At 65.2% G+C, this 22,294-nt stretch carries 20 protein-coding genes; 12 read left to right on the plus strand and 8 right to left on the minus strand.

Going from position 1 to position 22,294, the window contains the following annotated elements; all coding sequences use genetic code 11:
- Window positions 1–110: 110 nt before the first annotated feature.
- From ACQR1X_RS12990 to ACQR1X_RS13005, 4 genes are read left to right on the plus strand one after another with little or no spacing between them, the layout of a single operon-like run.
- Entirely contained in the window at window positions 111–608 is a 498-nt protein-coding gene (locus ACQR1X_RS12990; RefSeq protein ID WP_434898968.1) for an endonuclease domain-containing protein, read from the plus strand.
- Window positions 605–3,013: a phenylalanine--tRNA ligase subunit beta gene (gene pheT / locus ACQR1X_RS12995; protein ID WP_434898969.1), complete on the plus strand. Its 2,409-nt coding sequence runs from the start codon at window positions 605–607 to the stop codon at window positions 3,011–3,013. Before ACQR1X_RS12990 ends, pheT begins: the two co-directional genes overlap by 4 nt.
- Window positions 3,010–3,786, plus strand: a complete 777-nt coding sequence (locus ACQR1X_RS13000; RefSeq protein WP_434898970.1) for a sulfite exporter TauE/SafE family protein — start codon at window positions 3,010–3,012, stop codon at window positions 3,784–3,786. The genes pheT and ACQR1X_RS13000 overlap by 4 nt, the downstream gene beginning before the upstream one ends.
- A gap of 33 nt (window positions 3,787–3,819) precedes the next feature.
- Window positions 3,820–4,764 carry an MBL fold metallo-hydrolase gene (locus ACQR1X_RS13005; protein WP_434898971.1) on the plus strand — a complete coding sequence of 315 codons (945 nt, stop codon included), beginning with the start codon at window positions 3,820–3,822 and terminating at the stop codon, window positions 4,762–4,764.
- A 145-nt stretch (window positions 4,765–4,909) separates the two neighbouring features.
- Here ACQR1X_RS13005 and ACQR1X_RS13010 read toward each other — a convergent pair whose 3' ends face one another.
- Window positions 4,910–6,322 carry a flavin monoamine oxidase family protein gene (locus ACQR1X_RS13010; protein WP_434891519.1) on the minus strand — a complete coding sequence of 471 codons (1,413 nt, stop codon included), beginning with the start codon at window positions 6,320–6,322 and terminating at the stop codon, window positions 4,910–4,912.
- A 193-nt stretch (window positions 6,323–6,515) separates the two neighbouring features.
- On the opposite strand from ACQR1X_RS13010, the gene ACQR1X_RS13015 reads away from it, so the two are divergent.
- Window positions 6,516–7,493, plus strand: coding sequence for a YiiX/YebB-like N1pC/P60 family cysteine hydrolase (locus tag ACQR1X_RS13015; RefSeq protein WP_316183007.1), 978 nt, complete (start codon window positions 6,516–6,518; stop codon window positions 7,491–7,493).
- A gap of 12 nt (window positions 7,494–7,505) precedes the next feature.
- Here the strand turns inward: ACQR1X_RS13015 and ACQR1X_RS13020 are convergent, their stop codons facing one another.
- A complete protein-coding gene (locus tag ACQR1X_RS13020; protein WP_315805626.1) occupies window positions 7,506–7,781 on the minus strand; it encodes a metal-sensitive transcriptional regulator in 276 nt (91 codons plus the stop codon).
- A 51-nt stretch (window positions 7,782–7,832) separates the two neighbouring features.
- Between ACQR1X_RS13020 and ACQR1X_RS13025 the strand changes: the two genes are divergently transcribed.
- Together ACQR1X_RS13025 and ACQR1X_RS13030 are read left to right on the plus strand one after the other, a co-directional pair.
- Complete coding sequence (locus ACQR1X_RS13025) at window positions 7,833–10,529, plus strand: heavy metal translocating P-type ATPase (RefSeq protein ID WP_434891518.1); 2,697 nt, start codon at window positions 7,833–7,835, stop codon at window positions 10,527–10,529.
- A 76-nt stretch (window positions 10,530–10,605) separates the two neighbouring features.
- Window positions 10,606–11,358: a sulfate transporter family protein gene (locus tag ACQR1X_RS13030; protein ID WP_316183009.1), complete on the plus strand. Its 753-nt coding sequence runs from the start codon at window positions 10,606–10,608 to the stop codon at window positions 11,356–11,358.
- Here the strand turns inward: ACQR1X_RS13030 and ACQR1X_RS13035 are convergent.
- The 4 genes from ACQR1X_RS13035 to nth all read right to left on the minus strand — a co-directional run bounded on the left by ACQR1X_RS13035 (window position 11,296) and on the right by nth (window position 15,483).
- Complete coding sequence (locus ACQR1X_RS13035) at window positions 11,296–12,915, minus strand: DHA2 family efflux MFS transporter permease subunit (protein ID WP_434898972.1); 1,620 nt, start codon at window positions 12,913–12,915, stop codon at window positions 11,296–11,298. The genes ACQR1X_RS13030 and ACQR1X_RS13035 overlap by 63 nt on opposite strands.
- On the minus strand, window positions 12,912–13,418 hold the full coding sequence (locus tag ACQR1X_RS13040; protein ID WP_316183011.1) for an isoprenylcysteine carboxyl methyltransferase family protein: 507 nt from the start codon (window positions 13,416–13,418) through the stop codon (window positions 12,912–12,914). The genes ACQR1X_RS13035 and ACQR1X_RS13040 overlap by 4 nt, the downstream gene beginning before the upstream one ends.
- Window positions 13,415–14,467, minus strand: a complete 1,053-nt coding sequence (locus tag ACQR1X_RS13045) for a type III polyketide synthase (RefSeq protein ID WP_434898973.1) — start codon at window positions 14,465–14,467, stop codon at window positions 13,415–13,417. The genes ACQR1X_RS13040 and ACQR1X_RS13045 overlap by 4 nt, the downstream gene beginning before the upstream one ends.
- A gap of 206 nt (window positions 14,468–14,673) precedes the next feature.
- Window positions 14,674–15,483 (minus strand): endonuclease III, encoded by an 810-nt coding sequence (nth, locus tag ACQR1X_RS13050; RefSeq protein WP_434898974.1) that lies wholly within the window; start codon window positions 15,481–15,483, stop codon window positions 14,674–14,676.
- Between the two features lie 22 nt (window positions 15,484–15,505).
- On the opposite strand from nth, the gene ACQR1X_RS13055 reads away from it, so the two are divergent.
- The 4 genes from ACQR1X_RS13055 (at window position 15,506) to ACQR1X_RS13070 (ending at window position 18,855) form a co-directional block, all read left to right on the plus strand.
- Window positions 15,506–16,039: a DUF2244 domain-containing protein gene (locus tag ACQR1X_RS13055; protein WP_434898975.1), complete on the plus strand. Its 534-nt coding sequence runs from the start codon at window positions 15,506–15,508 to the stop codon at window positions 16,037–16,039.
- Between the two features lie 304 nt (window positions 16,040–16,343).
- Window positions 16,344–17,243 carry a methylated-DNA--[protein]-cysteine S-methyltransferase gene (locus ACQR1X_RS13060; RefSeq protein WP_434898976.1) on the plus strand — a complete coding sequence of 300 codons (900 nt, stop codon included), beginning with the start codon at window positions 16,344–16,346 and terminating at the stop codon, window positions 17,241–17,243.
- Window positions 17,244–17,601: 358 nt separating this feature from the next.
- A complete protein-coding gene (locus tag ACQR1X_RS13065) occupies window positions 17,602–18,102 on the plus strand; it encodes a Panacea domain-containing protein (RefSeq protein ID WP_434898977.1) in 501 nt (166 codons plus the stop codon).
- A 9-nt stretch (window positions 18,103–18,111) separates the two neighbouring features.
- Complete coding sequence (locus ACQR1X_RS13070; protein WP_434898978.1) at window positions 18,112–18,855, plus strand: hypothetical protein; 744 nt, start codon at window positions 18,112–18,114, stop codon at window positions 18,853–18,855.
- Between the two features lie 110 nt (window positions 18,856–18,965).
- Here ACQR1X_RS13070 and ACQR1X_RS13075 read toward each other — a convergent pair whose 3' ends face one another.
- Window positions 18,966–20,090, minus strand: coding sequence for a hypothetical protein (locus ACQR1X_RS13075; protein ID WP_434898979.1), 1,125 nt, complete (start codon window positions 20,088–20,090; stop codon window positions 18,966–18,968).
- Window positions 20,083–21,354 carry a hypothetical protein gene (locus ACQR1X_RS13080; RefSeq protein ID WP_434898980.1) on the minus strand — a complete coding sequence of 424 codons (1,272 nt, stop codon included), beginning with the start codon at window positions 21,352–21,354 and terminating at the stop codon, window positions 20,083–20,085. Before ACQR1X_RS13080 ends, ACQR1X_RS13075 begins: the two co-directional genes overlap by 8 nt.
- A 257-nt stretch (window positions 21,355–21,611) precedes the next feature.
- On the opposite strand from ACQR1X_RS13080, the gene ACQR1X_RS13085 reads away from it, so the two are divergent.
- Complete coding sequence (locus ACQR1X_RS13085; protein ID WP_434898981.1) at window positions 21,612–21,977, plus strand: hypothetical protein; 366 nt, start codon at window positions 21,612–21,614, stop codon at window positions 21,975–21,977.
- The last annotated feature ends 317 nt before the right edge of the window (window positions 21,978–22,294 follow it).

Consider the following 22,294-nt stretch of genomic DNA (forward strand, 5'->3'; position numbering starts at 1 on the left):
TCCCGCTTGCGGGGGAGGGCTGGGATCTGCGCGCTCTTACTTCGACAACCATCGGTCTCTCCGTTCCCTCCCCCCTTGTGGGGGAGGGTCAGGGAGGGGGGTAGCCCAGGATGCCGCACGCCGTTGTCAGCAACCGCCAGCGCAACCGAGCGAAGCAACTTCGCCAGGCGATGACGCGCGCCGAGACGCTGCCGTGGCGCTACATCAAGGCCGACCGAATTGACGGCGCCAGCTTTCGCCGCCAGGTGCCATTTCGCAACTACATCGCAGACTTCGCCTGCTTCTCGGCCAAGCTCGTGATCGAGCTCGATGGCGAGTCGCACGATTTCACCGAACGGCAGGCAAGAGACGCCGAGCGTGACGCCTTCTTCGCAGCCGAAGGCTTCGAGGTCCTCCGCTTCACTAATGAGCAGGTGACCTCGAATCTGGAAGGTGTTGTTGCGGCAATCCGCCAAGCCATTGCCGACCGCGCCCGCGGCTTACCCCCCTCCCTGACCCTCCCCCACAAGGGGGGAGGGAGCGGAGAGAGCGTCGCAAGCGACCAAGACAGCGAACACGACCACACTCACGATACAAACACCAGCAAGATCCGAGGCATGCAGCCATGAAATTCACGCTGTCCTGGCTGAAGGACCATCTCGACACCGATGAGTCGGTCGAGACAATCGCCGACAAGCTCACGATGATCGGCCTCGAGGTCGAGCATCTCGAGGACAAGGCGAAGCTGCTCGCGCCGTATAGGATTGCGCGCGTCGTCTCCGCCGAGCAGCACCCGAACGCCGACCGGCTGCGCGTCTGCATGGTCGACACCGGTGACGGTGGCGCGCCGGTGCAGGTGGTCTGCGGCGCGCCGAATGCGCGCGCGGGGCTGGTGTCGGTGTTCTCGCCGCCCGGCACCTACATCCCCGGCAAGAACATCACGCTCTCGGTCGGCACGATCAGAGGTGTCGAGAGCCGCGGCATGCTGTGCTCGGCGGCCGAGCTCGAGATCTCCGACGATCACGACGGCATCATGGAGCTGCCGGCGGATGCGCCGATCGGCACCCCCTATGCCGAATGGGCCGGGCTCGGCGATCCCCAGTTCGAGATCAATCTGACGCCGAACCGCCAGGACTGCACCGGCGTGCACGGCATCGCACGCGACCTCGCTGCCGCCGACATGGGTAAGCTGAAAGACCCCGGCATCAAGCCGATGAAGGGCGAATTCCCCTGTCCCGTGAAAGTCGTGGTCGAAGACGAGAAGCTGTGTCCCGGCTTCGCGCTGCGGCTGGTGCGCGGCGTCAAGAACGGCCCGTCGCCGAAATGGCTGCAGCAGCGCCTGACCTCGATCGGCCTGCGCCCGATCAACGCGCTGGTCGACATCACCAACTACATGACCTTCGACCGCGCGCGTCCGCTGCACGTGTTCGATGCCAAGAAGGTCAAGGGCAACCTGGTCGTCCGCCGCGCCCGCGACGGTGAGACGCTGCTGGCGCTGGACGGCCGCACCTACACCCTCGACGATTCGATGTGCGTCATCGCCGATGACGCCGCTGTCGAATCGCTCGCCGGCATCATGGGCGGCGAGGCCTCCGGCTGCGATGAAGGCACCACCGACGTGCTGATCGAATCGGCGCTGTGGAACGAGATCAACATCGCCCAGACCGGCCGCAAGCTCGGCATCAACTCGGACGCGCGCTATCGCTTCGAGCGCGGCGTCGATCCGGCCTTCATGGTGCCGGGCCTGGAGATGGCGACCAAGCTCGTGCTCGACCTGTGCGGCGGCACGCCATCGGAGACCCTCGTCGTCGGCAATCCCTTCGGCGATGACCGCATCGTCGACTTCCCGTTGACCGAGGTGAAGCGGCTGGCGGGCATCGAGGTGCCGCTGACCGAGATGCGGCGGATCCTGACGCATCTCGGCTTCGTGGTCGCCGGCAACGGCCCCGTCGTGAAGGTCGCGGTGCCATCCTGGCGCAGCGACGTGCATGGCAAGGCCGATATCGTCGAGGAAATCGTGCGCATCGTCGGCGTCGACAAGGTGCCGATGACGCCGTTCGAGCGCGGCGATGCGCCGCGCAGGCCGGTGCTGACGCCGCTGCAATTGCGCACGCGGCGCGCCAAGCGCGCGCTGGCCGCGCGCGGCATGGTCGAGGCCGTGACGTGGTCGTTCATCTCGAAGCCGGCCGCCGAATTGTTCGGCGGCGGCAAGGCCGAACTCGCACTCGCCAATCCGATCGCGGCTGATCTCTCGGACATGCGCCCGAGCCTGTTGCCGGGCCTGATCGCGACGGTGCAGGCCAACGCCGATCGCGGCTTCGGCGATGCCGCGATCTTCGAGGTCGGGCAGGTCTTCAAGGGCGACGGCCCCGCGGATCAGTTCGTGGCCGCGAGTGGCATCCGCCGTGGCATCGCGTCGGCGAAGGGACTCGGCCGGCATTGGACAGGATCGCAACCGGCCAGCGCCTACGACGCCAAGGCCGATGCGCTGGCCGTGCTGGCGGCGGCCGGCGCGCCGATGGCGTCGCTGCAGATCGTTGCCGGCGGTCCGGCCTGGATGCATCCAGGTCGCTCCGGCACCATCCAGATGGGACCGCAGAACGTGCTCGGGCATTTCGGCGAGCTGCATCCGCGCACGTTGGAGACGCTCAAAGCCGACGGCCCGCTCGTCGCCTTCGAGGTCATCCTCGATCGCATTCCGGCCGCCAAGGCGAAACCGACGCGCGCCAAGCCGGTCCTGGAGCTCTCGGCGTTCCAGCCGGTGTCGCGCGACTTCGCCTTCATCGTCGACCGCAAGGTCAAGGCCGGCGACATCGTGCGCGCCGCACAGGGCGTCGACAAGAAGCTGATCACCGATGTCACCGTGTTCGACGTCTACGAGGGCAAGGGCATCGAGGACGGCAGGAAATCGGTCGCGATCGCCGTGACCCTGCAGCCACGCGACAAGACCATGACCGACGAGGAAATCGACGCCGTCGCGGCGAAGATCACCGCCGACGTCGCCAAGAAGACCGGCGGAACGTTGCGCGGATGAGCCTGTCCGGGCTCATCCCTGCCGACCTCAGCTCGTTCGCGACGGTCGCGCTGGCGATCACGGCCTTTATCGCTGCGACCGCGCGCGGCTTCTCCGGCTTCGGCTCGGCGCTGATCTTCATGCCGCTCGCGAGCAGCTTTGCGACGCCCCGTCTGGTCGCGCCGCTGCTGCTGGTGATCGATTTCGTCTCGATGGCCCCGATGGTGGCGCCGGCCTGGCGCGAGGCCGACCGTAAGGCCACCGCGGTGATCGTTGCGGGCGCGTTGGTCGGCGTGCCCGTGGGCACCTATTTCCTCAGCCGGCTGGACCCGGTCACCGTCCGCTGGATCATCACCGGTTTCGTGCTCGCGCTGCTTGCGCTGCTGCTGTCCGGCTGGCGCTATCGCGGCAGGGAGTACACCGCACTGTCGGTCGCTGTCGGCTGTATCTCCGGATTTTGCAGCGGACTGGCGCAGACCGGGGGCCCGCCGATCGTCGGCTACTGGCTGGGACGCCCGATCCCGCCGAAGATCGCGCGAGCGAACATCGTGCTGTTCTTCGGCGCATCGGACTTCTTCGCGATGGTGAGCTACGCAATGAGCGGGCTGATCTCCTGGGATTCGCTGAAGCTCTCGCTGCTGATCGGGCCGGTCTACGCGCTTGGCGTTGCGTTCGGCGCTTCGCTGTTCGGCCGCGCCAGCGAGCAGGTGTTCCGCGCCATCTGCTATGTGCTGATCGCAATCGCCGTGATCGCCGGCTTGCCGGCCCTCGACGGCATGCTCGGGCGGGGCTAGCCTTCCTGCAACGAAGCAGACAGGGAGGCCACCGTGATCCATCGGCGAACGATGCTCAAGCTTGCGCTCGGAACGGCCGGCGCCATCGCGGCGCCCGCGGCCCTCGCGCAAGGCGCGAAGACCGCCACGCGGATCGTCTTCCTCGGCACCAAGGGCGGCCCACGCGTCGGCGTGGGCGCTTCGAATCCGGCCAATCTCGTCGTCGTCAACGGCACGCCGTTCGTGATCGATTGCGGCATGGGCGTCAGCCGTCAGCTCGTCAGTGCCGGGGTTCCGATCCCGTCGATCAAGTACATCCTGATCAGCCATCACCATTCCGATCACAATCTCGAATACGGCAATCTGTTCTACAACGCCTGGGCCGCAGGATTGTCGACGCCGATCCAGTCGTTCGGACCGAAGGGCCTGGAGGCGATGACCAGGAGCTTCTGGGAAACTAACAAGTTCGACGTCGACACCCGCATCGCGGACGAAGGCCGGCCAGATCCGCGGCCCCTCCTGGTCGCGAAGGACATCGACGCGGACGGGATCGTACTGAAGACGGCTGAGGTCACCGTGACCGCGTTCCGGACGCCGCATCCGCCGATCACCGACAATTTCGCCTACAAGTTCGAGACCTCGGACGGCACGATCGTGTTCTCGAGCGACACCGCCTACAATCCGAAGCTCGCCGAGTTCGCCAAGGGGGCCGACGTGCTCGTGCATGAGTGCATGTATGTGCCGGCGGTCGATCGTCTGGTCGCGAAAACGAAGAACGGCTCGACGCTGAAGAAGCACCTGCTCGACAGCCACACGACGACCGAGGACGTCGGGCGCATCGCGGCGGCGGCAGGCGTGAAGGTGCTGGTGCTCAGCCACTTCGTGCCCGGTGATGATCCCGAAGTGACGGACGAGGATTGGACCCGAGACGTGAAGAAGAACTATTCGGGCCGCATCGTGGTCGCGAAGGACCTGATGGAGCTGAAGTTGCCCGTGTAGCTCGCGTAGGGGGCGGCAAAGCGGCCGCCGCAAGGCGGCAGCGTGCCCCCCATCCACCTGCGAATTCATCAGCAAGATGGTGGACACGGCGCCACGACGATCTCGACCATCGAGACAGCGCGGCTGCGCCTTTACCCACCCTACTTTAATCCTCAGGCGAGGCCGACCGCACCTTGCCGCGACGGCGTGGTCGTTGCCGCTCACTGCTCGGCTCCGGCTCGGAATCCTTCAACGCGCCGATCCGGCGCAGCGCGGCTTCGGCGGCGCGTTCGCCGGAGTCCCAGGCGCCGTCGACCGTGCCCCACAGCGTTTCGTGCGTCGCCTCGCCCGCCAGGAACAGCGGACCGAGGGGTTCGCCGAGGATCTTGCGCGCCCCCTGGCTGCCGGGCGTGGCCGCCGACATCGCGCCGAGCACGCCCGGCGCCTGGTTCCAGCGCGTGGCTGCGGACGACTTCACCGCTGCGGCGGCATCGCTTCCAAACAGCTTGCCGATCCACTCCCTCACGAAGTCGACCATCGCCGCCTCGCCCTGCGCTGAGAGTTCGCGGCCGAAGGCGCCGGCAACATCGACGGCGCAGAGCGACGATCCGCCGATATTGGCCAGCAACAGACCCGTGCGGTTGGAATTGCTCTGCTCGATGATGACCTCGTCCCGCGACAGGCCGAGCGGATTGCCCGCCAGCATCAGCGCAATGTGATCGTAGCTGCCGAGGCTGAGCTTGGCGGCGGCGTCGAGCTGCCGCTTGGGCAGCTCGGGCGCAAACTTGATGGCGCCTGATGTCAGCACGTTGGTCGACACCGTGAGGATGACGGCGCGCGTCGCGATTCGCCCCGCCGGCGTTTCCACCGCGACGTCGCGGTTGGCCCACACGACGCGCGTTGCCGGCGTCGACAGCGACAGCGGCAACGCTTCGCCGAGCCTGGCGATGAACGTACCCAGCCCCTGGCGGCAGGCCAGCGGCGCGCTGCGATCCTGCGCACGCGCCTTGTCCATCGCGGAGAGATCGGCGAGATCCTTCCCGGTCGCGCTGGCGCCGAGCACGAAGGCGGTGGTGCTGGTCCAGTCGCCCAGATCTTTCGGCAGCGCCGCGGCGCAGGACGTGTCGAGCTTGCCGCGCGCCGCCTCGTCGATGGCGCGATTGGCGCGCACCAGCCCCGCCAGGAACTGCTCGGTCTCGCCGGGCCGCGCATTGCGCCGACCGACCCGGATCTTCTGCCCGACGGGGGCCGCGACGAGATCGAGCCCGAGACCCCGCGCGAGCCTGCTGATGGGATTGCCGTCGGCGTTGAGCAGCCAGCGGGCGCCGCGATCGAACGGCACGCCGAAGGTGGCAGTATCCGTGCTGCAACGTCCGCCGGGCTGCGGCGCGGCCTCCAGCACCACGACCTTGCGGTTGGCCGCGACGATCCGACGGGCCGCGGCGATTCCCGCCGCCCCGGCCCCGATCACGACAATGTCAGCCTCGCGTGGAACAGCCGCCTGCGCGGCGCGGCCCGAGATGGGCAGCGCGGCCAGCGCCGCGGAAGCGGAGAGGAAGCCGCGGCGCGTGACATTCATGACATGGTTTCCGAAAGCTTTGAACCAAACGAATACCCGCCGAATTTGCCGCATCTGCCGCGCTGCGGCAACCGGGATGGTAAACGTGATGCCGTGCAGGACGCATCGACTATGAACCAAATTGCAACCGCAATCGACCATCATGGAAGAAGGGAAAAAGCCGGCGACCGGCCAAGGTCGCCCGGGGAGCGTTATGGGTATCGTGCTCGATCACATCGGCAAGCTGATTGCCGCCTATCTCCAGAAGGAGATCCCGGGCTATGAGCCGTTCACGCCGAGCGATCCGGACTATCTGCGCAAGGATGTCCAGCCCGGCGACGTGCTGCTCGTCGAGGGCAACAGCCGTATTTCCGGCATCATCAAATACCTCACGCAGTCGACCTGGTCGCATGCCGCGCTCTATGTCGGACCGATCGACGGCGCCGTCGAGCCCGATGGGGAGCCGCACGTGCTGGTCGAGGCCTATGTCGGCGATGGCGTGATCTCGGCGCCGCTGTCGAAATATTTCGCCTATCACACCCGTGTCTGCCGGCCGGTCGGACTAACGTATGAGGACCGGCACACGGTGTGCCGCTACGCCATCAATCGCATCGGCTTCGGCTACGACACCAAGAACATCATCGACCTGATGCGCTATCTGATCCCGATGCCGATTCCGCAACGCTGGCGGCGGCGCATGATCGCGCTGGGCTCGGGCGATCCGACCAAGATGATCTGCTCGGCGCTGATCGCGCAGGCGTTCGATGCGGTGCGCTATCCGATCCTGCCGAAGATCACGCGGGCGCCATCGCGGCGCGCCAAGCGCGAGATCCTGCACATCCGCGATTCGTCGCTCTACATGCCGCGCGACTTCGACATCTCGCCCTATTTCGAGATCGTCAAGCCGACCATCGTCAATGGATTCGACTACACGACGCTGCATTGGGCCGACAAGCAGAAGCCGCTCGCGGAGGTAGCGGGCGAGTTCGCCGTGTTTCCAGGAGCCATCACAGCGCCGCCGCTCGTTCCTGAGACGGCTGACGAAGAAGCGACGCAGCAGGCTGCGGCTGAGGAAGTAGTTGCGAAGCTCGGCGAGCGGCTCGTGGTCAGCGAGCATTTTCTCGTCGCCGAGCCGGTACGAAACGTCGCGCCACGTCCGACCGCACGACGCCGCAAAAAAGTGGCAGTCTGACCCGGGCTGGCCTCAGCGATCCGACCGGCTGATCACATCCATCAACTCCGCGATCTTCTGCCGTTGATCGGCCTTGTCGCCCGATGCGATGGCGTGCTCGACGCAATGGGCGACGTGGTCGCGCAGGATCTCCTCCTCGACTCGTCGCAGCGCCGCCCTGACAGCGGAGATCTGGGTCACGATGTCGATGCAGTAGCGGTTGTCCTCGACCATTTTCGACAGGCCCCTGACCTGCCCTTCGATCCGGCTCAAACGTTTCTGACAGGATGTCTTGATGTCCTCGCGCATGCGGCCTATATACCCCTACAGGGTATAGGTTTCAAGAGGCGAGGCTGGGCAATGTCGGGAACCGAACACGGACATGGCGCCGCAGCGGTCAAGGCCAGCGGATGCGGCTGTGGACCACAGGCGCGCGCGGTGGAAACCGGACAAGAGACCGCGGCTGCAGAGGGATGTTGCAGTGATCGTGCCGATGCGACACCAGCGCACAACCATAGCGGCTGCTGCGGCGGCCGTGACGAGGCGCCGCCGCCGATCGCGAAGGTGAAGGATCCCGTCTGCGGCATGTCCGTCGATCCCGCGACCTCCAAGCACCGCTTCGAACATCAGGGGCAGACGTACCATTTCTGCTCCGCGAGCTGCCGCACCAAGTTCGCCGCCGATCCCGCCAAGTATCTCGTGACGGCCGCGCCTGCAGCCGCGGCGTCGTGCTGTGGCGGTCATGACCATCACGCGCATCAGCATGACGATGCGAAGGTGATCGATCCCGTCTGCGGCATGAGCGTCGATCCCGCGACCTCGAAGCATCGCTTCGAGCACGCGGGTCACACGTTCCATTTCTGCTCGGCCGGCTGCCGCACCAAATTCGCGGCCGAGCCCGACAAATATCTCGGCGAGCGCGAGCCGCCGCCGGAGATGCCGGCAGGCACGATCTACACCTGCCCGATGCATCCCGAGATCCGGCAGGAAGGCCCAGGCACCTGCCCGATCTGCGGCATGGCGCTGGAGCCCGACGTCATCAGCCTCGACGATGCGCCCAATCCCGAGCTCGCCGACATGACCAGACGATTCTGGATCGGCGCGGTGCTGGCAGCTCCCGTGGTCGTGCTGGAGATGGGCGGGCACCTCGTCGGCGGCCACGGCCTGATCGATCCCGTGCTGTCGAACTGGATCCAGTTCGCGCTGGCGACGCCGGTGGTGCTGTGGGCCGGCTGGCCGTTCTTCGTACGCGGCTGGCAATCGGTCCAGACCCGCAATCTCAACATGTTCACCTTGATCGCGATGGGTACGGGCGTCGCCTATGTCTACAGCGTGATCGCGACCCTGGCGCCGCAGGCGTTTCCGCCGGCGTTCCGCGGCCATGGCGGCGCGGTGGCGGTGTATTTCGAGGCGGCCTCGGTCATCACCATCCTCGTCCTGCTCGGCCAGGTGCTGGAGCTGCGGGCGCGCGAGGCGACGTCGGGCGCCATCAAGGCGCTCCTGCAACTCGCGCCGAAGACGGCGCGGCGGCTCGATGCCGACGGCAACGATCATGAGGTGGAGATCGCCGAGCTCGCGGTCGGCGACCGGCTGCGGGTGCGCCCGGGCGAGAAGGTGCCGGTCGACGGCGTCATTCTCGAAGGCCGCTCGTCGCTCGACGAATCGCTTGTCACCGGCGAGTCGATGCCCGTGACCAAGGACGAGGGCGAGCGCGTCATCGCCGGCACGTTGAACCAGACCGGCGGCTTCGTGATGCGCGCCGACAAGGTCGGTCGCGAGACCCTGCTGTCGCAGATCGTGCAGATGGTCGCCGATGCGCAGCGCTCGCGCGCGCCGATCCAGCGCCTCGCCGACCAGGTCGCGGGCTGGTTCGTGCCGACGGTGATCGCGGCTGCCATTGCCGCCTTCGTCGCGTGGTACGCGTTCGGTCCCGAGCCGCGCTTCGCCTTCGGCCTCGTCGCCGCCGTGAGCGTGCTGATCATCGCCTGTCCCTGCGCGCTCGGCCTGGCAACGCCGATGTCGATCATGGTCGGGGTCGGCCGCGGCGCCCAGGCCGGCGTGCTGATCAAGAGCGCCGAATCTCTCGAGCGGATGGAGAAGGTCGATACGCTGGTCGTCGACAAGACCGGCACACTGACCGAGGGCAAGCCGAAGGTGACCAGCATCGTTACCGCTCAGGGCTTCGACGAGTCTGAGGCGCTGCGGCTGGCCGCCAGCGTCGAGCGCGCCAGCGAGCATCCGCTCGCCGAGGCCATCGTCCGGCACGCCAGCGAGCGCAACCTCAAGCTCGCCGACGTCAAGAACTTCGACGCACCGACCGGCAAGGGCGCGCGCGGCGAGATCGACGGCAAGTCGGTCGTGCTCGGCAATGCCACCTATCTCGCCTCGCTCGGCGTCATCACCGATGCGCTCGGGGTCGAGAGCAAGCGGCTGCGCGAAGAGGGCGCGACCGTGATCACGATGGCCGTCGACGGCAGGCCGGCCGCGTTGTTCGCGATCGCCGATCCGGTCAAGGCCTCGACGCCGGAGGCGCTGAAGGCACTCGCGGCCGACGGCATCAAGGTGATCATGCTGACCGGCGACAACCGCACCACGGCCACCGCGGTCGCGCGCAAGATCGGCATCACCGAGGTCGAGGCCGAGGTGCTGCCGGACCAGAAGAGCGCCGTGGTCGCCCGGCTGCGCGCCAGCGGCAAGGTGGTCGCGATGGCCGGCGACGGCGTCAACGACGCACCGGCGCTCGCCGCGGCCGATGTCGGCATCGCCATGGGCACCGGCACCGACGTGGCGATGGAGAGCGCCGGCGTCACGCTGCTGCAGGGCGATCTCGGCGGCATCGCGCGGGCGCGAAAACTGTCGGCGGCGACGATGCGCAACATCCGCCAGAACCTGTTCTTCGCGTTCATCTACAACGCCGCGGGCATCCCGATCGCGGCCGGCATCCTCTACCCCGTGTTCGGCATCCTGCTGTCGCCGATCATCGCCGCTGCCGCGATGTCGCTGTCGTCGGTCAGCGTGGTCGGCAACGCGCTGCGGCTGCGGGCGACCGATCTTTGAGACGATGCCGGCGGACTTGCCGAAGCCCGCCGGCATGTCTACCTCTGCCGCGGGCTTTGCAGCGAGGGACCCCGCCATGATCGACGCCGCCATCAAGGCGATTTCGCAGATTCTGTCGCCACCGATGCGCTCGATCCTGTGGCGCTCGATCGGGCTGGCGCTGGTGCTGGTCACGGTGCTCGCGATCGGGCTGCAGCGGCTCCTGACCTGGCTCGCGACCGCCGGCGAGGGCTGGGCGGAAGCCATGCTCGGGCCGAACTCGCACGGCACGCTCGAGGTGCTGACCTGGATCATCTCGATCGCCGCCGGGTTCGGCGTGGTGTTCGGCGGCATCATGCTGATGCCGGCGATCACGTCGCTGATCGCGAGCCTGTTCGTCGACGACGTCGCCGACCTCGTCGAGCGCGAGCACTATCCGGCCGAGCGCCCCGGCGTCGCGCTGCCGTTCGGCGTCGCGATCGCGGAAGGCCTCAAGGCCGCCGGCCTCACCATCCTGGTCTATCTGATCGCCCTGCCCTTCGTGTTCCTGGCCGGCGCCGGCTTCGTGATCTTCTTCCTCGCCACCGCCTGGCTGCTCGGCCGCGAATATTTCGAGCTCGCCGCGATGCGCTTCCGGCCGCCGGCGGAAGCGAAGGCGATGCGGCGCGACAATGCGGTGACCGTGTTCACCGCGGGCCTGATCATCGCGGCCTTCGTCACCATCCCGATCGTGAACCTGGCGACGCCGCTGTTCGGCATGGCCTTCATGGTCCACCTGCACAAGCGCCTATCCGGACCGCGGCCCGAGCTGATCGAGCCGTCGCCGGAGCGCCGGCTGCGCAGCCTCTAGCGCCATCATCCGCGGCGACAGGCTCACGGCCTTGTTGCGCGCAAACGGGATCAGCAGGAAGCCGAGCAGGGCTATGCCTGCGAGCAGCGACCAGGCCTCGTTGACGCACAGCGCCAGCGAGGCCTTCTCCACCAGCGGCCGGACATAGGCGATCGCCTGCTCCTCCGAGACGCCGCGCGGCCGGTTGCGCAGCAGCTCCGGCGCCAGTCCGATCGCCTTGGCCGCCGCGGTGTCGCCGGCCAGCAGGCGGTCGCGGAACGCCTGCGCATGCATGGCGACGCGGCCGTAGATGATGGTGTCGATCAGCGCGATGCCGATGGCCCCGCCGAGATTGCGCATCAAATTGAACAGCCCGCTGGCATCGGCGACCTCGGCCTGCGGCAGGTCGCCGAGCGCGATCCGCGTCGGCGGCAGCAGGCAAAACATGATGCCGACGCCGCGCACCACCTGCGGCCAGAACATCTCCTGATAGTCTGCGGTCGGCGGCTGGAACGCGCTCGCGGCAAGCCCCGCGCCGAACAGCACGAAGCCGAACGCCGTCAGCAGACGGGCATCGACCTTGCCGTCCAGCGCCGTCACGAGCGGGGCCGCAATCAGTTGCGCCACGCCGGTCACCAGCATGATCTTGCCGATCTCGAACGCATCGTGGCCGCGCACGAAGGCGAGGAACACCGGCATCAGATAGACCGAGCCGAACAGCCCGATGCCGAGGCAGAAGCTCGACAGGCAGCCGAGCGTGAACGACCGCCGCTGGAAGCTGCCGAGCCGCAGGATCGGATATGGCGCGGCCAGCAGGCGCTGGATCAGCAAGGTGAGGCATGACGCGCTCAGCACCAGGAACGCAATGCAGTTCGACGACAGCCAGCCGCCCTTCGGCGCCTCCTTCAGCCCGAGCTCGAGGCTGGCCAGGGACACCGCGAGCAGCAGCAGCGCGAACAAATCGAGCTTGTCGAGCTCCGCGAGATCCATGCGCTGCTTCGGCAGCAGGCCAGGCGTCACCAGCGCGGCAATGACACCCGGCACGATGTTGATGAGGAACAGCCAGGGCCACGACCAGGTGTTGGTGATGAAGCCGCCGACCACCGGCCCGATGGTCGGCGCGAGCACCGCGACGACGCCGCCGATGGTGGTCGCGACCGCGTGCAGGCGTGGCGGAAACAGCAGGAAGACGGCGGAGAACACGACGGGGATCAACAGGCCGCCGAAGAAGCCCTGCAGCACGCGGAACGCCAGCAGCGTGTGAAAATCGCCGCTGAACGCGCAGCCGAGCGAGGCGGCGGTGAAGATGCCGACGGCGCCTGTGAACAGCCAGCGCAAGCTGAACACGCGCGTCAGCAGGCCGGTGAGCGGAATGGCGATGATCTCGGCGATCAGATACGCCGTCTGGATCCAGCTCATCGCCTCGGGCGTGATGCCGAGCGCCTCCTGGATGGTCGGCAGCGACGTCGCCACCACCTGGATGTCCAGGATCGCCATGAACATGCCGACGCACATCAGGATGAAGCCGAGCCAGGTGGCGAGGCTCGGACGATCCTGCCGCGCGGCCGACCCGCTCATGCCGTCTGGCCGCCGCCGATGCCCGAGAGCGCCTCGGATTCGGCGCGGATGCGGATGAACAGCACCGCCGCATTCAGCCCGGAGAAGATCAGCGCGATCAGCGGCAGATGCAGCGCCAGCGGCAGCAGCGCGATCTCGGCGGCGACCACCAGATAGTTCGGATGCGAGATGTAGCGATAGGGACCATCGGTCACCAGCGGCGCACCGGGCAGGATGATGATGCGCGTCGTCCAGCGCGGACCGAGCGTCGCGAGCACCCACCAGCGCAGCCCCTGCAGCAGCACGAAGCCCGACAGCAGCCAAGGGTCGACCTCCTGGTCGGCGCCGAGCAGCCACAGCGAGACCAGCCAGGCCGCGTGCATCGAGATCATCAGCGGATAATGATCCGCGCCGACCTCGACCGCGCCCATGGCGCGCAGGCGGCGGGTGTTGTGGCGGGCGAGCACGAGCTCGCCGAGCCGTTGCATGGTGACGAGAGCGAGGACGAAGGCGGCGAAGGTCATGCGGCGTGCCTCAGTGAAACGCAGCTTGCAGTGAAACCGGGTCCGAGCGCCGTCAGCACCGAGCGCGGCGGCAAGCCCCGGGCGCGGGCGCGCTCCAGCACGAACAGCACCGTCGGCGCGGACATGTTGCCGTAGTCGGCGATGATCTCGCGCTCATGATCCAGCGTGCCCTGGCCGATCGACAGCGCGCGCTCCAGCGCCGTGATCACCTTGGCGCCGCCGGGATGGCAGACGAAGCGGTCGACGTCGCCGGCCGACAGCTTCATGTTGCCGAGGATCTCGTTGACCGCGGGGCCCATGTTTTCGGTGACGAAGTCCGGAATCGTGCGCTGGAAGATCACGCCGAAACCTTCGGGATCGACGCTCCAGCCCATGATATCGAGCGTATCCGGCCACAGCTTCTCGCCGGTTGCCTCGACGCGCGTCTGCCCGCCGTCGCCGGCGCGCAGGATCGCGGCCGCCGCGCCGTCGCCGAACAGGCTGAGCGCGACGATGTTGGCCTTGCTCAGCTCGTCGTGGCGCACCGCGAGCGTGCACAATTCGAAGGTCACGAACAGCACATTGGTGCCGGGCCGCGCCTGCGCCAGCCGCGCGGCGATCGACAGGCCGGAGACGCCGCCGGCGCAGCCGAGCCCGAACACCGGCACGCGCGAGACATCGGAGCGGAAGCCGATGCGGCCGGCGACGCGCGCCTCCAAGGTCGGCGTCGCGATGCCGGTCGAGCTCACGCTGACGATGGTGTCGATCTCGGCAGCCGTGAGATCGGCCTGCGCCAGCGCCTTGTTCGTCGCATCGACGAACAGTGCCTCGGCGCCTTCGAGATAGGCTTGCGTGCGCTCCGGCCAGCCCCGCCGCTCCATGTACCATTCGATCGGCTTGACGCCGTAGCGCTGGCGGATGCCGGTGTTGGCGAACAGGCTCGCCATCGTGTCGAACTGCGGAAAGCGCGGCGACAGCACCACGCGCGCCGCCTCCATCACTTCGTTCTGACGGAATTGATGCGGCGGCACAGCGGTCGCGAGCGACACGAGGGCGGCGGTATGGTCCATGCGATCGATCCTTCCACGTCCCGGCGCAGAAAGTCCGAGAACGCGGGAATTCTCACGCGCCACTCACATCGCCCGGATTACTGTTCCATCTTATGACCAATGCGGGCGGCGATGTGGCCCGGCGATGGTGAGAGCGCGTCGGCGCGTGACGTAAAGGTGACTGTCAATCGCACGTGCGTGTGCAACCGTTCGTCGTCCTCAACGTATCAGGCCGTTTTCTCCGGCCAGCGGCAGAGGTCCTTGATCAGGCACAGCTCGCAGCGCGGCTTGCGCGCCAGGCAGGTGTAGCGGCCGTGCAGGATCAGCCAATGATGCGCATGCAGCATGAACTCGGCCGGGATCACCTTCTCCAGCCCGAGCTCGACCTCCAGCGGGGTCTTGCCGGGGGCGAGCCCCGTGCGGTTGCCGACGCGAAACACGTGGGTGTCGACCGCCATCGTGTGCTCGCCGAACGCCATGTTGAGCACGACGTTCGCGGTCTTGCGGCCGGCGCCGGGCAGCGACTCCAATTCCGCGCGTGTGCGCGGCACCTCGCCGCCGAACTCGTTGATCAGCTTGTGCGACAGCGCGATCACGTTCTTGGCCTTGGTGCGGAAGAGGCCGACGGTTTTGATATAGTCGCGCACGGTGTCCTCGCCGAGCGCGATCATCTTCTGCGGCGTGTCGGCGACCGCGAACAGCGGCCGCGTCGCCTTGTTGACGCCGGCGTCGGTCGCCTGCGCCGACAGCACCACGGCGACGAGCAGCGTATAGGGGTTGAGATGCTCGAGCTCGCCCTTCGGCTCCGGATTGGCCTGCGCGAACCGGCTGAAGGCCTCGCGGATCTCGGCGGGAGTCCAGGGCTTGGTCGCCTTCAAGGCCCTCGTGACCGGCCGGGCCGAGGAGCCCTTTGGGGCCTTCTTCGCGGCCTTGGCGGCGGCTTTCGGGGCAGTCTTGGGCGCGGCTTTGACGGCCTTTTTGGCGAGCTTGCGAACCGGCGCCGGCTTGGCGCGTTGGGGGCGGGTGATTTTGGCCATGATCCGGGTATACTGAGGCCCCATGACGCCAGGCAATGCTTTTGCGTATCAGGAGACCGGCACCGACGCCGTTGATCCCGAGCTGTTCTCGGCCCGGCTGACGCCGCATCGCTCGCTCAACCGCACCGGCTTCCTGGTGCTGATGGTCGTGGTCTGCGCCATCAGCTTCATCGGCGGCCTTGCCTCGCTGCTGATGGGCGCCTGGCCGGTGCTCGGCTTCTTCGGCCTGGATGCGCTGGCGATCTACTGGGCCTTCAAGGTCAATTTCCGCCGCGCCAAGGCCTATGAGGACGTCTCGATCACCCTGACCGAGCTGCGCCTGCGCCGCGTCAGCCACAAGGGCCACGTCATGGAATGGCGCTTCAACCCGCTCTGGGTGCGGCTCGATACGGAGACCCACGAGGAGTTCGGCATCGAGCGCCTGTATCTGGTGGCACGCGGCCAGCGCGTGGCTATCGCGAGCTTCCTGGGGCCGGAGGAAAAGGCGAGCTTTGCGAAAGCCCTGACGGCCGGGCTGCAGGCCGCGAAACGCGGGCCGGTGTATAATCCGCTGTAGCGGGCCGGCGGGTCTGATACCCAGACGGAAGTACCCACCATCACCTCCGCCGTCGTTCCGGAGCGCGCGCAGCGCGAGCCCGGAACCCATACCCACAGGACATCATGTGGGGCACGCGAGGAGTGGGCATCTCGCCTCACACGTCTTCTCGTGGTTATGGATTCCGGGCTCATCGCTGCGCGATGCCCCGGAATGACGGAGCAAGCCAGCACCGTCCCGGATCAGACCAAAACCGGCCGCCCCCCTAGCCCCCCGATCAGAAATCGGGTGGAGTCCCCGCCCCGGCCGCCCTACATCCGGACTCATGATGACCCTCGCCATTCACGATTCCGCCCTGGCCAAGCCGGGCCCGCAACAATCGGCCGCCCTGCGCGACTACGACGCGGTGCGCCGCGCGATCGCGTTCATCTCGGAGCATTGGCGCCGGCAGCCGACCATCGAGGACATGGCTGAAGCCGCCAGCCTGACGCCGGACGAGCTGCACCATCTGTTCCGGCGCTGGGCCGGGCTGACGCCGAAGGCGTTCATGCAGGCGCTGACCCTCGACCACGCCAAGGGCCTCTTGAAAGGCTCGGCCTCCGTGCTCGACGCCGCGCTCGACTCCGGCCTGTCGGGCCCCGGCCGCCTGCACGACCTGTTCGTCACCCACGAGGCGATGTCGCCCGGCGAATGGAAGACCGGCGGCGCCGGCACCACCTTGCGCTACGGCTTCCACCCCTGCCCGTTCGGCATGGCGCTGGTGATGGCCACCCCGCGCGGCCTCGCCGGCCTCGCCTTCGCCGACCCCGGCGAGGAGGCGTCCGCGCTCGCCGACATGAAGAGCCGCTGGCCCCGCGCCGAATACGTCGAGGACGTCCCCGGCACCGCCGGCCTCGCCCAACGCATCTTCGACAAGACCCTGTGGCGCCCCGACCAGCCGCTGCGCGTCGTGCTGATCGGCACCGACTTCGAGGTCCGCGTCTGGGAGTCCCTGCTCAAGATCCCGATGGGCCGCGCCGTCTGCTACTCGGACATCGCAACGCGGCTGGAGTCGCCAAAGGCCTCGCGCGCCGTGGGCGCCGCGGTCGGCAAGAACCCGATCTCGTTCGTCGTGCCGTGCCATCGCGCGCTCGGCAAGAGCGGAGCGCTGACGGGCTATCACTGGGGGCTGACACGCAAGCAGGCGATGCTTGGGTGGGAAGCGGGGCAGGTGGGGATGGGGTAGGACGACCTATGATGCCGGTCCCGATCACCGCGCGTTGCATCGCGAGAGTTTCCCGCGCGAGCCCACATCGGAGTAGCGTCGCGATCGTCGACTTGATTAAAGCGAGTTCAAATCGTAGGCGATTTCGATCAACCCGACCCAGTCGCAGAAGTGGGGAGCGAGGTTCTCGTCGAATGGGGCATTTTTGTTGCATCTAGTCGGATCCCCAAAGCCAGCAGGCAGACAAAGTGGCAAGCTTCGAAAAGCCTGTGCAAACCCGCGCCACGATGCCACCTTGGCCAAACTTGTCGCCGCGGAGACCTTCTTTGCTGCAATCTCTGCCGTGCTGTAGAACTTAATAGGAGCAGCGGAGCGTCGAATGGCTCACGATGGCCGCGCAATCGCGAACTTCATCCTGGATGAATGTGAAAAGCGAGGGGTCCAAGTAACAAACCTCTCGCTCCAAAAGCTTGTTTACTTCTGCCATGCTTGGTCGTTGATCGAGCTTCAGGCCCCTCTGATTGCTCACAGGTTCGAGGCATGGGAGTTCGGGCCTGTGCTCCCGTATCTTTACCGAGAGTTCAAGGGTAACGACCGGTCGCCGATTCGGCGAAGAGCATGCCGAATCGACTCGGCGACAGGGCAGAGTCAAGTTGTTCAATACAAATTCGATGCCGCAACTACAGATGTACTCAGAAAAATTATTGCCTTTTACTCTCGTCTTCGCCCTGGAGATTTAGTGGAACTGACCCATGTGAAGGGCGGTCCGTGGTATAAGGTTTGGAATCACTCCGGTTCGGTCAATCCGGGCATGAAGATCGCAGATGAGGATATAGTTAGCTTCTACTCGAAGCACGTAGCGCCATACACGTTGCAATGAGAGGTAACCGTGGCCAAACCGAAAGTGCCATCAGTTCAGCATCTCGCGCGAAATTGGCAGGACACGCCCGAGCGCACCTGCAAGACGCTCGTCCGCCTCGTAAACAACCCCCCTACGTTCAATTACAACGCTCTCTTCTTGGCCGCTCGCGACATGCTGGTTTTCAACCAGCCCTATGACGAGATTGTCGAAGGCATTAAACGGGCTGTGAAACGTGCCGATGTTCGGAAGAACTTTCTTGAGGTTCTTCCACTCATCAGGGACCATTTCGCTGACGTAACGCCAGATTTTGTTCAGTCCGTTGACCGCCGATACTACTCCATCGGCCGTGGGCTCATGGTACCGTTCGATCCTCCACTTCTATACGGAGTGGGCGGACAACTCACGTTCCCATGGTTCAGCTTCTGGCGCCAAAATCCGCTTGCCAGAGAGCGGCTATCCCTTTTCGTGACGCTTGTTGACGAGTTGCTGGCGGATGATCCTGATCTTGCTGCGGCGAAATTCCAGATTCTGGATTTCAGTGTACCAAGAGTGAAGGGGTGTGAGCCGCTGCGGGAATTGCACGTAATCGATGCTCGGGACATTCCCCGTATTAGCGAAGTCAGGAAAGTCGAGATGCTTCGGGTCTTTGCAGAAGGGTACTTTATGGCCGAGGCGGAACTTGCGGGCCGTCCCGAAGCTACTTCGGATGAACGCGAGCGCCCCGATCCGAGGCAAGGCGAGTTTTTTGATCAAGACCTGCCAAACGGCTGATGAAGCTTGCTTTATTGGGGCTTAGATTTTGTAACTAACCAGTCTTGCCCACCGAGGCCGCCTGCAGAGCGAAATCAAAGTGCTGCCGCAGCGGCGTGCTCTAGTTGCAGCTAGATCAGCTTTCCCTGATCGGGCGACTCTGCAATAGGCTGGCTGTCCGCCTTCTCAGCCCCAGAACGGGCGGGCGCGGGCGAAGCACTTCCAAGTAAACTCGCGCGACGGAGTTTTGAAAAATCGGCGAACACTCCAAGGACAGCCCTTGCTTCGGCCGAGAGACTGCCGGTCTTTGGAGCAGTGCGGCTGTGCGCTAACGCCTCAAGATCCCGGGCTACAGGGACTAGCTGGCTTGAGTTATGCTCGCGCGAGAAGAAGTCCGCGAGAATATCGGCTCGGACGGAGGCGAACTGTACAGCGATGCGGCTACGAGCCTCGTTAGCAAGAACTCGGCCGCCATCCATGCTTTCCTGAATGAGCGATAGAACGTTCTCGATGCTCTTTTGAGTGCGGCCGTCCCCGCTATCACCGTAAGTGATGCCATCCAAAATCGCCTTGTTTCTAGTCTCCGGCTCATCAAAGACGAACCGCTCAAGGGCAGCGTCCAGCGCAATACAGCCTATTGCAGCACAAAGTAGTGCGCAGCGAAGGGCCTGTTCAGCAAAATGAGGCCGACTTTCGATCCTCTGCGCGAAGAACGCAAAACTTGCAGCCGCGCGATTAAAAGCTGGAAAGCCGGGCAGGCTAATAAGTCCTGACTTCGTTTCCTCCAGGTACCGCACCCAGTCGCCGTCTGCCTTTTGCGCTTCGTATTCGCGGAGTTTGCCCAACAACTCCTCCGATGTAATCCGGTCCTGCAACGATAGTGTTTTCTGCAAACGGTCCAAAAATGACTTTGTGAGGACTACGACCTTATGCTGTTGTCCGAATTTGGCGATCTGCGGGTTGTTGTCTGTGGTGACGACGATCGCCCGATCTGCTCCGAGGATTGCTTGAAGACCCTTGGTCCAAAGCACCCTTTCAAGAGCTCGTGGCTGCCTCTTATTCTTTACATCGACAACGACCCGTGTGCGGATGCTTGCTGACTGTCGGGCATAGAGCCAGATGTCCACGTCGGTAACATCAGTCCCGTCAAACCTGAGAGGGACGCCGCGAAGCGCAAAAAATCCCTGTCGCGCGAAGTAGTCGCGTACAATCTCCTCAAGAAGAGGGCCTTTGGTCGCGGTCGGTTCGCTAGCCACCACTGCGTATCCTATCCAGCGCATTTGCTACGAAGACGCGATCTTCCATCGAGTTGCGTTCGCGTATCGCCTTTCGGGTCTCGTCAGGCCCCTTGAAGCCCGTTGCTGGGTCCGTACCTAGAAGTAAAGCCTCTTCGGAAGCTTTGTGTCCCTTAATGATGGAAAGAGCCAACTGGCCCACGTCCGGCTTGACAAGCCGCATCCGAAAGCGACTGCCGCCGGCATGCGTCACGGTCACAACACCGCGCCTTTCAAGCTCCTTGTAGTCTTGTCCGATCGCTGTTGCACCCCACTGCCCTCCGATCTCGTCGCCAGCGATCAGCGAGTTAAGCAGCACTCGAGGAAGAACAATTTTGCCGCGAGAAGCCGAGCTGCGCGTCATACCATATGTTAAGGACGCAAGAAGCGCCTTAGCGTCGTCGACGGGGTCCTCCTCGAATGGCCGTCCATATCGCTGGAAGGCGTCGGGCAAGGCAATATAGCCGATCGACTCTTTAGGATTGTTAACTTCCATTCTGTCGAAGTATCCGACGCTTGTTAGCCGGCCAAACAACTGTTCCCCTAGCATGGTTTCGATATCGGACTCGTTTACGGTGCCGTTTGTCCTGAGCAGCTCCTCTACCTCGGTAAGCCGACTGGCATCGTCAGGCTTCAGGTCCTGAATAATCTGATAGGCTTTCGCTGCTCGACCCTTGTCGCGGAACGTGTTTGAATTGAAGAGGATCGCACTGCCCCTACCCTCCTCTTGATCGATAAGTGCAGTTCTGCGGCACACGTCCACAAGATCCGAAGCCTGTCGCCCGGTCAGCCGGAACTCGTCGCTGATTCGTTCCTCCGCTTCTCGTCGGGCCACAGGCCTGGATGCGACGGCTTCAGAGAGGCTGAGGACCGCGTCTTCATCTCGGGAAGGGCGGGATTCTGTATAAATCTCGGTGGTGGTTTCCAGAACGGCGGAGCTAGTTGCACCGAGGACGGCGACGGAGCCTTCCTGCGAAACGTCGATGCACCCTAGTTGCTGCAAGACATTCAGACCATCGCGTCGACTAGCGAAATCGATCCCGTTGAGCTGGCAAAGCCTCTCCACGGTACCCGCATCAATGACTGTGCTTTGGGCCGCGTTGCTGCCGCGCCTGAGGACGTTATACAGGCGGCCTACCTTTCCCGAGTACGCGACCTTTTCTAGACGCGCCAAGCCAGTGCCGGTGACAAGATCAAGGCTCTTGGAATGCGCGAGTAGCCAGGCTCCCTTGGTCTTCGCTTCCATCGATGCCACCGAAAATGGTAAGAGAAATGGCTGCAACCATCTCTCACATTCGCGATCGGGATGCCAGTCGTTCTTTAGCTGAAATGCCGCTGCAAAAACACAGGTCGGGCCGGGTCGGAAGAACGAGTACGCCCAGCGCGCCCTTCTGATAAAAATAATCTGATTGCTATTTTGCCGAACTTATGCTTATCTCTGCCCATCCCGCTCGACGAGAGGGGCGTTGCGCGCGATCGTCACGACACGCGGGGCGGGGAGCGATGGCCGCGGTCTGCCGCAGCGTGTCTTCGGGCGCGCCGACGAACGGCGGGACTGCGGACGTGAAGTCGCAGGGTCCTGATACCCCGATGCTGGTATCAAGCCGCGAGGGCGCCAGAGCGCGCCGCGTGGTGATGGTGGCCAACAAGCCCGGCGCACCAGGGAGACTGCGTATAAGCGTGAAGACCATCGCGCGGGGAATGCCGGTTGTTCCGGCTGAACCTGTGGTGACTGCCGCCTGCTTTTTTTCTGCAGGCGGGCCATGGGTGCGGCCAGCATCCGGCATTCCCCGCGCCCTCTCGGATTTCGGAGGGACATGGTTGCAGCAGGACTCGGGCGAGATGCGCCGCGAGATCGTGGAGCCGTGAGCGGGGCTGTTTGAGATGTGAATCGGGGAGAAAGATCGGCGTGCCGGTGATCGCACTGGCCGATTCCCTCCGCATCGTCGCGGGCCTCATGGTTCGAGACGCGTCGCAAGGGCGACGCTCCTCACCATGAGGGGCGGCTTCGCATTCGGAGCTGCGAATTGACGATGAGCAGCGTGCTCATGGAAGGGTCGAGCTCCGGAGCAACTTACGCCCCTCACCCTGAGGAGCCCGCCGCAGGCGGGCGTCTCGAAGGGCGAGGCCCGGACCTTGGCCTCATGGTTCTCAAGGCGATGCGGGAGCATCGGAGACGGAACGCT

Source organism: Bradyrhizobium sp. HKCCYLRH3073, assembly GCF_051167995.1.
Lineage (GTDB): Bacteria > Pseudomonadota > Alphaproteobacteria > Rhizobiales > Xanthobacteraceae > Bradyrhizobium.